Annotated in this window: 11 protein-coding genes; 5 read left to right on the forward strand and 6 right to left on the reverse strand. The window is 66.6% G+C overall.

The genetic code is table 11. From position 1 onward, the window contains the following. The 3 genes from larC to VGR67_04615 are packed head-to-tail and all read left to right on the forward strand — an operon-like array spanning window position 1 to window position 4,059. Window positions 1-1,317: a nickel pincer cofactor biosynthesis protein LarC gene (gene larC / locus VGR67_04605; protein ID HEV8335679.1), complete on the forward strand. Its 1,317-nt coding sequence runs from the start codon at window positions 1-3 to the stop codon at window positions 1,315-1,317. After that, complete coding sequence (metG, locus tag VGR67_04610) at window positions 1,314-3,275, forward strand: methionine--tRNA ligase (protein HEV8335680.1); 1,962 nt, start codon at window positions 1,314-1,316, stop codon at window positions 3,273-3,275. The genes larC and metG overlap by 4 nt, the downstream gene beginning before the upstream one ends. 7 nt (window positions 3,276-3,282) lie before the next feature. Further along, on the forward strand, window positions 3,283-4,059 hold the full coding sequence (locus VGR67_04615; GenBank protein ID HEV8335681.1) for a TatD family hydrolase: 777 nt from the start codon (window positions 3,283-3,285) through the stop codon (window positions 4,057-4,059). An 84-nt stretch (window positions 4,060-4,143) separates the two neighbouring features. Here VGR67_04615 and VGR67_04620 read toward each other — a convergent pair whose 3' ends face one another. Both VGR67_04620 and VGR67_04625 read right to left on the reverse strand, forming a co-directional pair. Continuing rightward, window positions 4,144-6,696 carry a carboxypeptidase regulatory-like domain-containing protein gene (locus VGR67_04620; GenBank protein HEV8335682.1) on the reverse strand — a complete coding sequence of 851 codons (2,553 nt, stop codon included), beginning with the start codon at window positions 6,694-6,696 and terminating at the stop codon, window positions 4,144-4,146. Next, a complete protein-coding gene (locus VGR67_04625; protein ID HEV8335683.1) occupies window positions 6,693-7,292 on the reverse strand; it encodes a hypothetical protein in 600 nt (199 codons plus the stop codon). The genes VGR67_04620 and VGR67_04625 overlap by 4 nt, the downstream gene beginning before the upstream one ends. Window positions 7,293-7,463: 171 nt before the next feature. Here VGR67_04625 and VGR67_04630 point away from each other — a divergent pair, with 171 nt between their 5' ends. Both VGR67_04630 and VGR67_04635 read left to right on the forward strand, forming a co-directional pair. Then, window positions 7,464-9,116: a SpoIIE family protein phosphatase gene (locus tag VGR67_04630; GenBank protein ID HEV8335684.1), complete on the forward strand. Its 1,653-nt coding sequence runs from the start codon at window positions 7,464-7,466 to the stop codon at window positions 9,114-9,116. Then, window positions 9,113-10,390 (forward strand): hypothetical protein, encoded by a 1,278-nt coding sequence (locus VGR67_04635; GenBank protein ID HEV8335685.1) that lies wholly within the window; start codon window positions 9,113-9,115, stop codon window positions 10,388-10,390. Before VGR67_04630 ends, VGR67_04635 begins: the two co-directional genes overlap by 4 nt. A gap of 261 nt (window positions 10,391-10,651) precedes the next feature. On the opposite strand, the gene VGR67_04640 is transcribed toward VGR67_04635, so the two are convergent. The 4 genes from VGR67_04640 to VGR67_04655 all read right to left on the reverse strand — a co-directional run bounded on the left by VGR67_04640 (window position 10,652) and on the right by VGR67_04655 (window position 13,539). Continuing rightward, window positions 10,652-11,392: a hypothetical protein gene (locus VGR67_04640; GenBank protein HEV8335686.1), complete on the reverse strand. Its 741-nt coding sequence runs from the start codon at window positions 11,390-11,392 to the stop codon at window positions 10,652-10,654. A 33-nt stretch (window positions 11,393-11,425) separates the two neighbouring features. Then, window positions 11,426-11,920, reverse strand: a complete 495-nt coding sequence (locus VGR67_04645; GenBank protein HEV8335687.1) for a DinB family protein — start codon at window positions 11,918-11,920, stop codon at window positions 11,426-11,428. Between the two features lie 78 nt (window positions 11,921-11,998). After that, entirely contained in the window at window positions 11,999-12,805 is an 807-nt protein-coding gene (locus VGR67_04650) for a carbon-nitrogen hydrolase family protein (protein HEV8335688.1), read from the reverse strand. Next, entirely contained in the window at window positions 12,802-13,539 is a 738-nt protein-coding gene (locus VGR67_04655) for a class I SAM-dependent methyltransferase (protein HEV8335689.1), read from the reverse strand. Before VGR67_04655 ends, VGR67_04650 begins: the two co-directional genes overlap by 4 nt. Window positions 13,540-13,737: the final 198 nt, after the last annotated feature.

The following is a 13,737-nucleotide window of genomic DNA, read 5'->3' on the forward strand; positions in this document are numbered from 1 at the left end:
ATGGCGGGGAAAAAGACCAGGCAGCGGCGAGCCGAGCCCGACCCCTTGGGCGGGGCCGCGAAGCGGGTTCTCTATCTCGACTGCTTTTCGGGAATCAGCGGCGACATGTTCCTGGGAATGTCGGTCGATCTCGGCGTTCCTCTCGCCCATTTGAAGAGAGAGCTCTCCCGCCTGCCGCTGAAGGGGTACGCCCTCTCCTCCCGGCCGGTGAAGCGGGGTGAATTGTGGGGAACCCGCGTCCTCGTCCGGATTGACGGCGACCCGCACGACGGATCCCACGGACACGACCACGGCGGAGGGTTCCACGTCCATGCGGCGGGAAAGCCCGCGGGGCACCGGCATGCCGGACGGCATCCTCGCGGCATTCGCGAGATCCGCGGCCTGCTCCGGCGAAGCAGTCTCGGCGAGCGGGTCAAGTCACGGGCCCTGCGCGTCTTCGACACCCTGGTCGAGGCGGAAGCGCGCGTCCATCGCGTTCCTTCGTCCAGAGTGCACCTTCACGAAGTGGGAGCCGTGGACGCGATCGTCGACATCGTCGGGGCCTGCATCTGCCTGGAGGCCTTGAAGGTCGATCGGGTCATCGCCTCGCCGCTGCCGACCGGCTCCGGCACGATCCGCTGCGAGCATGGAGTGTTTCCGGTCCCCGCCCCCGCCACCGTCGAGATCCTGAAAGGAAAGCCGGTCTACGGGAACGGCGCCTTAGGCGAGCTGGTCACTCCGACCGGAGCGGCGCTGGCGGCGACGCTCGCCGACGAGTTCGGCCCGATGCCCCCCCTGCGTCTTTCCCGCGTGGGCCACGGCGCCGGCAGCCGGGATCCCGAGGATCATCCCAACCTGCTGCGCGGGTTTCTCGGGGAGTTGGACGAGCCGGCGGCGCTGCTGGAGAAGGTCACGGTGATCGAGACGACGATCGACGACCTGAACCCTCAGATCTACGGCTATCTGATGGAGCGGCTGTTCGCCGCCGGGGCGCTGGAGGTCTTCTTCACGCCGATCCAGATGAAGAAGAACCGGCCCGGGACGCTCGTGACGGTGATCGTCCCGAACGATCGGTTCGAGCCGGTCGGCGAGGTGGTCTTCCGCGAGACCACCACGATCGGGTTCCGGTACCAGAGGATGGACCGGATCGAGCTGGGCCGCGAGATCCGCCGCGTGAAGACTCCTTACGGGACGATCGGCGTGAAGGTGTCGCTCTTCCGCGGCAAGGTCGTGCAAGCCACTCCGGAGTACGAGGACTGCCGGACGGCCGCGCTGAAGTCGCGGGTCCCGATCCGCGAGGTGCAGCGGCTGGCCTCGGAGGCCTACCACCGATCATGAGCAAGTTCTACGTCACCACCCCGATCTACTACGTCAACGATTCGCCGCACATCGGCCACGCCTACACCACCGTCGTGGCCGACGTCCTGGCCCGCTTTCACCGCATGGGCGGCGAGGAGGTCTACTTCCTCACGGGGACCGACGAGCACGGCCAGAAGATCGAGGACTCCGCCTCGGCGCGGGGGCTGACCGCCCTGGCGCTGGCCGATCAGGTGGTCGAGCGCTACCACGCGCTCTGGAAGCGCCTGATGATCACCCACGACGATTTCATCCGCACGACCGAGGAGCGGCACCAGCGCGGCGTCCTGAAGATCTACGAGAAGATCGCCGCCGCGGGAAGCGACATCTACAAGGGGCGGTACGAAGGATGGTACTGCAAGGGATGCGAGGCCTTCTACCCCGATTCGCAAATCGTCGAGGGGCGCTGCCCCGATCAGGGCCACCCGGTCGAGCGCCTCACCGAGGAGAGCTACTTCTTCCGGCTCTCGAAGTATCAGAAGCCGCTCCTGGAGCATTACGAGAAGAACCCGGGATTCATCCTGCCCGAGACGCGGCGCAACGAGATCGTCTCGTTCGTCTCAGCGGGGCTGAGGGACCTGAGCATCAGCCGCACCTCCTTCCGGTGGGGCATCCCCTTCCCCTCCGATCCGAAGCACATCTTCTACGTCTGGTTCGACGCGCTGTCGAATTACGTGACGGCCCTCGAGTATGCCGGCTCCGAGGGGCTGTACCGGCGATTCTGGCCCGCCGACGTGCACCTGGTGGGCAAGGACATCCTCCGCTTCCACGCCGTCTACTGGCCCGCCTTCCTCATGGCCGCGGGCATCCCGCTTCCCAGGAGCATCGTGGCCCACGGCTGGTGGCTCCGGGACGCGGCCAAGATGTCGAAGTCGCGCGGCAACGTCATCGAGCCCAACGCGCTGCTGGACGAGTTCGGGGTGGACGCCGTCCGTTACTTCCTGATGCGGGAGATGGCGTTCGGCCAGGACGCCAGCTACTCCGACGAGGCGCTGATCGACCGGAACAATTCCGATCTGGCGAACGATCTGGGGAACCTGGTGAGCCGGACGCTCAAGCTCATCGAGAACTCATGCGAGGGAAAGATCCCCGATCCCGGCGAACGGACGCGGCGGGAGTCGCCCCTCACGTCCCCGGCGCGCGCCGCGCACCAAGGGTTCGTGGCGCGCTTTCGCGACTTCGATTTCAGCGGGGCCCTGGCGCGCGTGTGGGATCTGGTCTCCGCAGTCAACCGTTACCTGGTGGAGAACGAGCCCTGGAAGCTGCACGGTCCGGCGGCGCGGGACACTCTCGCCGAAGTCCTCTACTCCTCCGCCGAGTCGTTGCGCATCGTCGGACTGCTGATCGCTCCCGTGATGCCGAAAGCGGCGGGTGATTTGTGGAAGCAGCTGGGAATCGCGGAGGACCCGGCCCGAGGAGCCATCGATCCCTTCCGCTGGGGAGCCTTGAGCCCCGGACAGCCGACGGCGCGCGGAGCCGCCCTTTTTCCCCGCATCGACAAGAAGGCCTACATGGCCCGGGCGGCCGAGGAACCTCCGGCTCCCGGGCGCCCGGAGCGTATCTCACCTTGGAAGGAGAAGAAGATGGAGACGCAGCAGCCGCCGTCCCCCGAGGACGGGCTGACCATTGAAGAATTCCGCAAGATCCACCTGAAGGTCGGCCGGGTGATCGCCGCGGAGAAGGTGGAGGGGGCGAAGAAGCTCCTCCGCCTGCAGGTCGACCTCGGAAGCGAAGTCCGCCAGATCATCTCCGGCATCGCCGACAAATACGCCCCGGAGAGCCTCGTCGGGAAGCAGATCGTCCTGGTGGCCAATCTCAAGCCCGCCACCATCCGGGGCGTGGAGTCGCGAGGGATGCTCCTCGCCGCGGAGGACGCCTCCGGACAGGCCACGATCGTCACCTTCGACGAGCCGGTCACGACGGGGGCGACGGTCCGCTGAAGCCGGAATGGCCTTCACCGATTCCCACACCCACCTGACTCTCGATGCGTTCGACGCCGATCGCGACGCCGTGATCGCCCGCGCCCGCGAGGCGCTGCGCTACGTCTGCACCATCGGCTCGCTGGCCCGCGACGCCGAGGCGGCGCGCGATCTCTCCGAGCGCCACGACTTCCTCTACTGGACTGCGGGACTGCACCCGCACGACGCCAAGCTCTGGGAGCCCGACTCCGCGGCCCGTCTGGAGTCGCTCGCCCGCCACCCGCGCCTGCTCGCCATCGGCGAGATCGGCCTCGACTACCATTACGATCATTCCCCGCGCGACCGGCAGCGCGAGGTGTTCGCCGAGCAGATCCGCCTCGCGCGTCGCCTGCGCCTGCCGATCGTGATCCACACGCGCGAGGCACACGACGACACGCTGCGCATCCTTGACGTCGAAAAGGCGGAAGAAGTCGGAGGGGTCTTCCACTGTTTCTCAGGCAACGCCGAGATGGCCCGCTTCGCCGTCGATCACGGTTTCCGCATCTCGTTCTCCGGAAGCCTCACCTTCAAGAACGCCGAGGAGCTGCGCGAAGTCGCCCGCAGCGTCCCGCCCGAGCGGCTCCTCACCGAGACCGATGCACCCTTCCTCTCCCCCCACCCCCACCGCGGCAAGAGAAACGAGCCCGCCCGCGTCCTCGAAGTGGTGACGAAGCTCGCCGAGCTCCACGCCATGAGCCCGCAAACGATGGGCGACCTCACCACCCGGAACTTCGAACAGGCCTTCCCGCGACTCCAAGCATCCTGAGCAAGGCTCTTCTCGGACTCCCAGGAGATTCCTCGGGGATGCATCGGCGTCCGGATGTAACGGGATTTCTGGGACGCGACACTACTAAGGGCAGGTGGCGGTGAGGGAGGACTTGGGGCGCTCCGTCGAGCCGCCGGCGGCGGTGCGGGCGAACCCGAGGCTCCCTTCGCCGACCGCATTACGTCCCGTGACGAGGTAGTAGAACCCCGAACCTAGGGCTGGAACGGCCGGATCCGCCGCCAGGGGCGCGGTCAGGCCGCAGGCGAGCGGTGAGCCGTAGCTGTCCGCCAGCCCGTCGAGGTTGGAATCGGTGAGGGGCAGACCGCCACGATACAGGTTGTAGGTGGAGGAGGCCGGATCGGCGGACCATATCAATTGGGGGCCGGCCCAAGCCAGCGACGAGCCGGGCGCTTGCTCGGGGGGCGCCGCCGTGGGGACGATGACGAAGGCCCCGCTGAGCGCGGCCTTCCGGGTGGAGGTCTGGATGAAGATGCTCCGGGGGCCGGGCGCCGCCGACGCGTTGATCGCGGTGGACATGGCGAAGAGATCGATCCCGTCCACGGTCGTCGCGAAATCGGAGCCGGGGGAATTCACGAGCGTCACGCCCGCGCCCGACACGTTCATCGAAAGCGTCGGATCGTTCGGAATGCCGGGCCCTCCCACGAGGAGATCGAAAGTGGTGCCCTGAGTGAAGAACTTCGGAAAGATGTCGGCCGTCCAGAGGGGATCGTCGAAGCCCTGCCCGAGGGCGGCTGTGCCGCTGTAGATCGCGTTCATCGAATCGGTGCCGATGTGCAGGTCGTAGAAAGCGCTGGCGCCGGCTCCCGAGGCTGCCGAGACTCTAAGATAAAAGGTCGCCGGAAGCGGCCCCACTGCCATGCCGGCGAAGGTGAAATCGATCAGGCTGTCAAGATTGGTCGGAGAGCCGCCGATGTCGGTGTTCACCGCCAGCTGCACGCCGTCGGAGCGGAACAGGGTCAGCGTCGGGTTCAAGGTCGATCCGGCGCGGTTGGCCGAGACCTCCGCGATGATCCGATCCCCGAAGCCGGCGCTGAAGCTATAAAAATCGACGTCCCCCGAGGTGATGATGATGCCGCCCCGATGCTGGCCGATCGCGGCCGCATCGGCCGCGGCGATGCTGTTGTTGTCGTTGGTGCCGACGATGTCGACCTCCGGGATCGCCTTGTTGACGTGCAGGGTGTAGAAGAAGCCGGGACCGCCGATCGGCGGGTCCCCACCTGCGAGATTGCTGAAATCCTCGACCCGGACGAAGAAAGTGCCGGTCGCCGCCAGGCGCCGGACGATGCGCGAATCGGGCTGTTTCCCGAGGAAGTCGTCGTTCTGCACGATGGTCGTCGTCCCGTCGGTGGAAATCAGCGTGATGACCGGATCGAGCGGGAAGCCGTCGCCACTGCCGTCGCAGTCGATGCTGATGATGTCGCCCGTCACGCCCGGGAAGCTGAAGAAGTCGAGATCGCCCGCCGGATTGCTGATCCCCGAGGTGAGCGCCTCCAGGGCCACCGGGTTCGCCGCGCCCGAAGTGTTGTTCGCCTCGGTCTCGGCCCCGTAGAGATTCCCCAAGTTGACGTCGTTGCCCGGCGAGTTCGCTCCCGCCACTACGGGAATGAGTGACGGCGACGCATTGCCGCCGACGAACGTCGTCACGAACGCCGTGAAGGCGTTCATCGAGTCGCTCTGGCTCAGGTCCTGCTCGACCGTAACGCCGTCCAGGGGCTCGGCATAGACGTTGTAGCTTCCCGGCGCCAGGACGGGAAGCGTGTAGGAGCCGTCCAGCCCGGAGACGTCGCTGACGACGGCGGCGCCGGTCGGATCGAGGGCCACCACGTGCGCGCCGGGCACGGCGAGGCCCCCGGAAGTCCGGACCGCCCCGGTGATGCTTCCGGTGACCAGGCTCAGATCTCCGTCTCCCGCCTGCAGTCCGGCGATTCCCGCTCCGGCGGCCGTCTCCGGATAGACGAACGAATCGCCCAGCCGATCGTCCGGCGCGAGACTGCGCTGGAACTGCTCGCCGTCGGCGCCGACGGGGAACATGACCGCCGAGACGATCCCGGCATGATCCAAGCCGGTGACGTGCCCCAGCTCATGGGTCGCGATCCCCTGGATGTCGAAGGATCCCGCGGGAGTCGGGGTGGCGGTGGAGAACGGCAAGGTGCCATTGAAGATCAGATCGGCGTCGCTGATGATCCCCGTCGGACCGTCGATGTTCAGGAACGTGGCGGCGATGGCAGAGCTTCCCGCCCCGAAGACGGCCCCCGTCTCGTCGAAAAAGATCGAATTCTTGCCGTCGCTCTGGTTGAAGGCGGTTCCCGTGCCAATCGTCGGGGTGGCGAAGACGAAGTAGTCGGTGCTGATCTGATTCCAGGCCTTTTGCCCGGCGATGATGGCGTCGTTGTCGCTGGTGTTGGGATTGGGGACGTTGTCCGAGCCGGCGGAGCTGATGAGCATCGGCAGCGGCAGGGAGCCCACGGGCCAATGCGCGGGGGGAGCGACCAGATTCAGAACGCGGATTAGAGTGAATCCCCGTCCGAGCGTGGCGGTGGCGAGAACCAGAGCGGCGCCGAAGAAGATTATCCGTGCGGGGCGCCGGCGCCCCACCGCGGCTCCGGACGGTCTCATCGAGGCGCCCCGTGACCCTGCTGCTGCTCGACGAGACTCCGGACCCTCTCCATGAAATCGGTGAACGATCCCCCCAGCGCGGGCCCGGCCCGGCCGGCGGCTCCCGGCTTGTCGGGAACGAGAGAGCCCGCGGTCGCCGGGCTGAGGCCTTCCACGCGCCGGATCCCCCCCGGCCCGAGGGTCGGGCGGAAGGCTCCCTGGAAGATGCCCATCACTTGCGGGTAGCCGCCCGAGTCCTCCCCGGTCAGGAAGACCAGGATCTCCTGCTTGGCGGAGAATCGCGGAGTGCCCGGAACGTAGATGACTTGATCGCCGTCACGCCCGCCAAGCTGCCGGAAGGTGATGGCGCCGCCGGTCGCCGCGCGGCCCTTTAGGACCTCCCGCGGCATCACCGTGACGTAAGTGTAAAGCCGCGCTCGGCCGCCCTCCCAGGCGACGTGGGTCTCCTGGACGGTTCCATGGACGATGGTGGTGGATCGCTGGACGAGCTCGGGAAGGGTCTGGGCCTGGACGGTCGTGGCCTGCACGGCAGGACTCGAACCGACGAGGAGCAGGAGCGGCACGATCCAAAGCACGGTGCGGTACGGACTTCTCAAGACCCCCTCCCGATCGTCCCGGTTCACGTCCTCAATTGTCTCGGATCCCTGTAAATTTACTGGAGAGGGGGGGGACTTTCAAGGGGAATCGCCCGGGAACGCAGGTTGACCCTCCCCGGGGCGCCGCCTATACTGCCCAACAAGTTCCGGCGCTCTCCGGAGATGCATCGCATGGATTTCGTCGTCGTCAAGACGGCCGATGGAAAGACCTTCCGCCGTGAGCTGAACCTTCCCAAGATCGTGATCGGGCGGTCATCCCGGAGCGATCTGGTCGTCCCCGACCTGTCCCTGTCGCGGGTCCACGCCGAGCTGTACCGTGACGGCGAGAACTACCTGATCAAGGACGCCGGCAGCAAGAACGGCACGTTCCTCAACGACCGGCCCGTCATCTCCCCGACGCTGCTCCGGAAGGGGGACAAGATCGGCCTCGGGACCGCGGCGGTCTGGTTCAACTCGGAGCCCCAGAGCCGGGTGGAGATCACCGACAATCCGACTCCGGTCGCGGGGACCACCGTCGTCCCCGTCGAGCAGCTCCTCTCCGATCCCTCCACGCTCGGAAGCACGACCTCACCGGGCGATCGCTCGGCGTCCCGGCCCCTCGAGATCCTCCAGAAGGCGGGCGACCAGCTGATTGCGCTGGCGCCGCTCGACGAGCTTCTGGGGTCGATCATGGATCTGATGTTCGAAGCGGTCCGACCGGAGCGCGGCTTCCTGATGCTGCTGAATCCCACTACCGGGGCCCTGGAGCCGAAGGTGATCCGGGACGAGAAGCGCAGCGCCGGCGGCGAAATCGCCCTGAGCCGCCACATCGCCGACATGGTGGTGCACGGGAAACAGTCGGTCCTGACCTCGGACGCCATGCACGATCCGCGCTTCGAGCAGGGCGAGAGCATCATGGCGCAGGGGATCCGCTCCGCGATGTGCGTGCCGCTCTGGAACAGCCGGGAAGTGATGGGCCTCGTCTATGTCGACAGCCGGATCCGCAGCAACTCCTTCACGGCGGCCGACCTGCGCATCTTGTCGAACCTCGCCAACGTGGCGGCTGTGAAGATCGAGAACAACCGGCTCTTCGAGAGGACCTTGCAGGTCCGGGCGCTGGAGCGCGACCTGGAGCTGGCCGCGGCGATCCAGCGCAACCTGATGCCGCGCGCCTGCCCGCCCGTGAAGGGGTTCGATATCGCGGGGACCAACCTCCCCTGCCGCACGGTGGGGGGCGACACTTTCGACTTCCTGCCGCGCGCCGGCAGCCTGCTGTGGGTGGCGATCGGCGACGTGGCCGGGAAGGGCCTTCCCGCGGCGATGATCATGTCCCACTTCCAGGCGATGCTGCGCGGGCTCGCCGAGGCGGATCGCCCGCTGTCCCAGCTGGTGGGCCGCCTCAACGACAATCTCTCACGGACGCTCTCGGTCAACCAGTTCATCTCCTTCTGCGTCGTCGAGCTCGAGCCGGAGGAGGGGATCCTGAGGTACGTGAACGCGGGGCACAACCCTCCCTTCATGGTGCGGGCCTCAGGGGAGGTGGATCGCTTTCACGGCAGCGGCCCCGTCCTGGGCGTCGTGCCCGGAGTCCCCTACCCGGCCCACGAGACGCGGATGGACGTGGGGGACACCTTGCTTCTCTACAGCGATGGAGCCACCGAGAGCCAGAATCCCGCCGAGGAGGAATTCGGCGAGGACCGGCTCATCTCCTGCCTGAAACAGGTGACTCTCACCGGCAGCGAGGCCGGGTTGGCGAAGCTCGAGGGAAGCATCCTGGGATTCTGCGGATTGGCCCCGCGTTACGACGACATCACGCTCCTGTTGATGCGCCGGATCGGGCCATGAGCGCCGCCGCGCCGGCCAAGGTCTCGTTTCGGCTCATCTCGTCCTCCACGCTTCTCGGCGGCATGCTTTCGCTGGCGCTCCTGGTCGGCCTGCTTCTCGCGGAGGGTCTCTCCCCGGCGGGCGCCGCAGCCCATTGGGGCCGGCTGGCCGGGCTGCTTCCGCTGGCGCTCCTCGCGACGCTCGTGGCCCTCGACGGGATCCAGCTGGTCGAGATCGGCGCGGAGGGGATCGGCGCAAACTCCCTCGCCGCGCTTCTCCTCGGGAAGTTCTTCCGATCGCGCGCCCTCCGGGCCGGGCGAACTTTCCGCCTTACCTGGTCCTCGGTCGACGCGGTGGAGCTGAGGATCTGCCGGTTCCAGTCCCCCTTCCGCCGCTCGGTCCCACGCGGCTGGCTCATCGCCGGTTCTCCCGGGAGAGTGGTCCGGATCCCCTTCGGGCACCCCTCCCTCGCGCCGGTCCTCACCATCCTGAGGCGTTGCGTCCATCCCTATTTCATCCATCTTCCGTCCCGCGACTGGGAAGGGCGGATCCCTCCCCGGCAGGCACTGGGACGGATGCTCCGGACCGTTGTCTTCGATCCGTCGTGTCCCTCTGAATTCATCGCCGAAACGGCCCGCACCTGCCTGCTGTGGGGCAACTTCTCCCGGGCGGAACGCCTGATGGATCTGGCGCTGGCGAAGCAGGAGGAGGACCTCCAGGTCCTCGATCAGTATTTCGTCATCATGAAGCGCCTGGGGAACCTCGAGAAGGCGAAACCGGCGTTGGAGCGTCTCCTGAAGAGCCGGCAGGCTCCCCTCGACCTCGTCGAGATGGCGGAAGTGCACCACGCGGAAGGAGAGGAGAAGAAGGCGGCGGAGAGGCTGTTGCAGGCCGCGGAGCAGGATCAGACCTCCGGGCTCGCTCACTTCCTGCTGGGCTGTCTCTACGTGCAGCGCGAAGGACTCGAGATGACGGCGCTCGATCAGTGGCGCAAGGGCCTCGATCGCGCCCGCCACCCCCATCTTCTCGGCAAGCTGGGCGAGACCTATCGATACCACCGCGAGCTTCTGATGACTCCCGGCTTCCTGGAAGGGGAGCACCGCCGCCACATGCGGCGCGTCTGGTCCCAGCGTCTCGGCAGCATCGGGATCGTGACGGTCCTGATGGGAACCGGCCTATGGTTCCTCCGCCCCGCGAACGCCGCCGCCTCCCCGGAGATCAGCAGCGCGCTCCTGATCGTGGGCGGAGGCTTCCTGCTCGCCGCGATGCTCCTCCGCCGCCGCCGCAAGCCCTGAGCGAGCCCCCCCCCTCGAGACGCCCCGAGGTCGAACGAACATGCAGGGGGGAGGACTCCGGGGGATCCATCGCTGTCCTCCTGGGTCCTACTCCTCCAAGACTCGGGCGACCTTGTGAGCTTGCCAGTCTTCGGACGAGCCCGACAGGAGAAGCAGACGCTGCCAGGGCTGCGCTCCGAAGATTCTCGCCATCTCTTCCTCGCGGCCCGTCAAGTAGGCTGCGAGGAACAGCTCGAGAGCCTCTTCGCGATTCCGAAAAGTTCACTCCATGATTCTTTCGATTACGAACTCCACGGCTTTTCTCTCGGTCGGATAGGCCTTCGACCGGCCGACCGCGCTGCTCGTGAGGAGATCGTACTTCCGAACCAGATACCGGGCAGCGGTTTCGGTGATCCCTTCCGCCATCGCGTGCCCGAAGGAATCGGCCGCGTTGAAGTGGAGACTTTCATGCACCAGGAGCAGCTCCATCGGGATCGGCCAATCGATCGTGGCGAAGAAGGCGTCCGGGTAGTAGGGAATGAACATGCCGTACGTGATCATCTGACGGTTCCGCTCGTCGATGAACAATCGGGGCGGAAGGAACTCGACGCGCATGGGCCGGTACGACCAATGCTTTTCCTCGAAATAGCTCCTGAGGGTGGCATCAACCTTTTCCGCGGTGAGCTTCGCGTTGTTCAGACGGCTTTCGGGGATGGGGACGCCCGAGCTTCTGGCGTATTGAATCCACTCATCGGTCCATCGCTTCACGTCCTGACTAATCCTCGTGTAGAGCTCAGGATTGGCTCGTTCGATCTGCCGAAAGCTCCGGGTTTGATAGAGCCTCAAGTCGTCGCCCTGGAGAATCTTCTTGAACGTGTGATCGAATGAATAAACCAACTCGTAAATGTTCCGTGGCTGCCGAACCTCTCCACTTTCGGTGATCGGGCTTCCCGACGAGACTCGGGAAAGGGAGAGGGCACCGGCAACGAGGAGCAAGGATGCGACGATCTTCCCCTGTTCCATGTCTTATCCCTTGAAATGCCTAAGAAGCGGAGGTCATTGCCCCGCCGATTTCATCCACGCTTCGATCTCGGCTTTGTGGGATCCGTCGTGCTGGGACATGAACCCGGGGATGTCGCAGAGCGACACCTTCCCGACACCATCCTGCGTGCCGCTCAGGAACCAGGCCTGCCCGTCGATCGACCGCAGCGCCGCGAGGTTTCGCCGGCGCGCCTCCGCGAAAGCCGCCAGGCCGTCCTCGAGCGTCAACCGGCGGTAGTCGCGCTCGGCCGCCAGCTTGGCGCCGTCGAAATCAGGCAGGTAGGGCTCCTTTTCGGTCAACAGGCGCCGAATCCGCTCTCCGAATCCTTCGCGCTCGAGGTCCGCAAGATGCCAGACCTGCTCGACGGGCGACAGAGTGCCGTCGGCGGCGACGGTCCGCGTCTGCTCCGGGCTCAGACGCGAGAAGACCTCGTCGAGATAGGCCGGCATGCTCGCCAGTGAGATCAGGAACTCCTCGCGTTGATCCGGATCGAGTTTCATGTACTGCATGGTCCCTCCAATAGAAAGAGTCCACCTCGCTACGCGGCGTTGTAGGTGGGGCGGCCCTGGTTTTCGCCTCCTCCGGCGTCATCGTCCCTCCCCTTCCTCCTGATAGCGCTCCGGCGCGTACCGGCGGGCCAGCAGGCCGGTCGCTTCCTCGGGCTTGATGGCCTGAACGAGGACCCCCTCCTGCCCGTAAGGCAGGTAAGCCTGGCACCGGCCCGACGGGGCGATGAGACTCGTGGCCGATTCCGGGAAGCGCAGCGCGTAGTTGACGCTGGCGAAATAGACGGTGTTCTCAAGGCTGCGCAGGCTCATCGCCTTCTCGTAATAGGGGGCCTGGGCCGAGCCCCACTCGGTGAGGCGGATGCCGGCGCGCTCGCTCCCGGTGTGCTGAGGATGAAAGACGATCGCGGCGCCGCGGACGGCGGCCCATCGCACCGTCTCGGGGTAGCGCCAGCCTTCATGGCAGATGGCCACGCCGAGCTTGACGCCGTTGACCTCGAAGAGGCGGCGCGTACGGCCGGGGACGTAGAACGCCTCTTCGGAAGGGTCGAGCTGGTTCTTCGTCTGGAATCCCTGAACCTCCCCGCGGGCGTCGATGACGAAGGCGGCGATCTGCCGTCCCCCGTCCGTGAGCCTCTCCATCCCGAGGATGGCGGCCACCGAAAACTCTCGCGCCCACTGCGCCACGCTCCGGAGAGCCCGCTCCTGCTGCGCCCGATCGAAGGGGAACACTTCGAAGTCCTGCCCGCGCAAGCCGGGAAGATAGGCTTCGGGAAAACAGGCGATTTCCGCGCCTTGCACCGAGGCCTCCGACAAGAGGCGTTTGATCTTCTCGAGCCCCTCGTCGAGGCTCCGGGCGACGCGCGGCGAAGCCAGGGCGACGATCAAGACGCCCTCCCCGGATTGCTTCCCGCTCCCCGCAGACTTTGGAGGGCGCGAAGGGTCGCGTCGAGGAACGCCTTCCCGTAGGCCGGAGGCAACCACGGAGCGGTCGCGCCGGAGCGCCGGCCCCATGTGATGCTCCCCAGCTCGCCCACGGCGTCGAAGATCGGTCCGGGTCGCAGTGTCGTTTTCGCCACCTCGATCGGTCCCGGAAAACCGCTGAGGCTCGTCGAGTCATGCAGCAGCAGAAAGCCTCCGGGCTGGAGGTGCGGCAGCCAGGTCTTCACGTCGGCTTCCACGCTCTCCTTCCCATGGTTGCCATCGACGAACAGGAGCCGCACCGGCTCGCTCCACTGCCGGGCGACTTCGACGGAGGGCAGGACCACGGCATCCACGAAGGCCTCCAGGCCGAAGTGGCGGAGGTTCTCGCCCAGCTCCTGGGCCGTCTGGTAGACGTGCGGATCCACCGCGAACACGCGGGTCTTGCGGCCGGCGCTGGCGCCGGCCGCCATGCACAAGGTCGATCGTCCGCGGAAGGAGCCGATTTCGACGACACACCCCGAACCGGGTCCCGAGCGCGCCAGCCAGTAGAGGAAGACTCCCTCGTGAGGGAAGAGGTAGCCGTCCACCAGCGCCAGAATCGGGGCGATGGGTAGCCCTCCGGGCAGCAGGCAGGCGATGGCGGCATCGCGCCCGCGGCGAAGAGAATCCTTCCACGTGCCGATGCGGCGAACGCTCATGGCTCTCGCCTGCCGCCCAGAGTGCCGAGCTCAAGCCCCGGCGCCGAGATCCGCCGCCTCGGTCGCGACGCGGGCCCCCGCACGGACATGAAAACCTCACCAAGGCGATTGCTTTGCGAGTCTGGCGCGGCAGCCGGCCTGGGACGGGGCGGCACCGGCCGCGGACGCTCGGACGGGCCGACGACTTTGCCGGCCGCG

Source organism: Candidatus Polarisedimenticolia bacterium (genome assembly GCA_036004685.1).
Classification (GTDB): domain Bacteria; phylum Acidobacteriota; class Polarisedimenticolia; order Gp22-AA2; family AA152; genus DASYRE01.

Coding starts and splice junctions, on each gene's coding strand:
- larC (HEV8335679.1), top strand. CDS start 1: ATGGCGGGGAAAAAGACCAGGCAGCGGCGAGCCGAGCCCGACCCCTTG.
- metG (HEV8335680.1), top strand. CDS start 1,314: ATGAGCAAGTTCTACGTCACCACCCCGATCTACTACGTCAACGATTCG.
- VGR67_04615 (HEV8335681.1), top strand. CDS start 3,283: ATGGCCTTCACCGATTCCCACACCCACCTGACTCTCGATGCGTTCGAC.
- VGR67_04620 (HEV8335682.1), bottom strand. CDS start 6,696: ATGAGACCGTCCGGAGCCGCGGTGGGGCGCCGGCGCCCCGCACGGATA.
- VGR67_04630 (HEV8335684.1), top strand. CDS start 7,464: ATGGATTTCGTCGTCGTCAAGACGGCCGATGGAAAGACCTTCCGCCGT.
- VGR67_04635 (HEV8335685.1), top strand. CDS start 9,113: ATGAGCGCCGCCGCGCCGGCCAAGGTCTCGTTTCGGCTCATCTCGTCC.
- VGR67_04640 (HEV8335686.1), bottom strand. CDS start 11,392: ATGGAACAGGGGAAGATCGTCGCATCCTTGCTCCTCGTTGCCGGTGCC.
- VGR67_04645 (HEV8335687.1), bottom strand. CDS start 11,920: ATGCAGTACATGAAACTCGATCCGGATCAACGCGAGGAGTTCCTGATC.
- VGR67_04655 (HEV8335689.1), bottom strand. CDS start 13,539: ATGAGCGTTCGCCGCATCGGCACGTGGAAGGATTCTCTTCGCCGCGGG.